Here is a 720-nt window from a genome sequence, read left to right as displayed (position 1 = left end):
ATGCAGATGCGCTGACCATGGCGCGGCTGAAACTGGCTGAAGGCGCTGCCGTCGTCGTGATCGGCTTCCGCCCGCCCAGTCCGACTGGTTATGGCCGGTTGATCGAAAAGGACGGCAAGCTGACCGCCATCCGCGAGGAGAAGGACTGCTCCGAGGAGGAGAGGAAAATAACCTTCTGCAATGCCGGCATGATGGCGGTGGCCGGCGCCCATGCGCTGGCGCTGCTCGATCGGGTCGGCAACAAGAATGCAAAGGGCGAGTATTATCTCACCGACATTGTCGAGATCGCCAGTGCGCGAGGCCTCGATGTCGTGGCCACCGAAGCCAGTTTCGAAAGCGCACTCGGCATCAACAACCGCGCCGAACTGGCGCAAGCCGAAGCTATCTGGCAGGCGCGCCGGCGGCATGAGGCGATGCTGTCGGGCGTGACGCTGATCGCGCCGGAGACCGTGTATTTCTCGCATGACACCGAGATTGGCACTGATACCATCGTCGAGCCCAATGTCTGGTTCGGTCCGGGTGTGAAGATTGCCACGGGCGCCAAGGTCCATGCCTTCAGCCATATCGAGGGCGCCACCATTGCGTCGAATTGCGATGTCGGGCCGTACGCGCGGCTGCGGCCGGGCGCCGATCTCAGGAACAAGGCCAAGGTCGGCAATTTCTGCGAGGTCAAGCAGGCGGTCATCGAAGAGGGCGCCAAGGTCAACCATTTGACCTATA

The 720-nt window shown here is 61.9% G+C and carries 1 pseudogene; it reads left to right on the top strand.

Annotated features, from left to right (window positions below):
* Positions 1-720: pseudogene (gene glmU / locus EN991_RS38575) on the top strand (bifunctional UDP-N-acetylglucosamine diphosphorylase/glucosamine-1-phosphate N-acetyltransferase GlmU); the annotation flags it as partial.

The organism is Mesorhizobium sp. M7A.F.Ca.US.005.03.2.1 (assembly GCF_003997795.1).
Classification (GTDB): domain Bacteria; phylum Pseudomonadota; class Alphaproteobacteria; order Rhizobiales; family Rhizobiaceae; genus Mesorhizobium; species Mesorhizobium ciceri.
The sequence above is the reverse complement of the archived record's forward strand: the minus strand, read 5'-3'. Positions and strand labels throughout refer to the sequence as shown.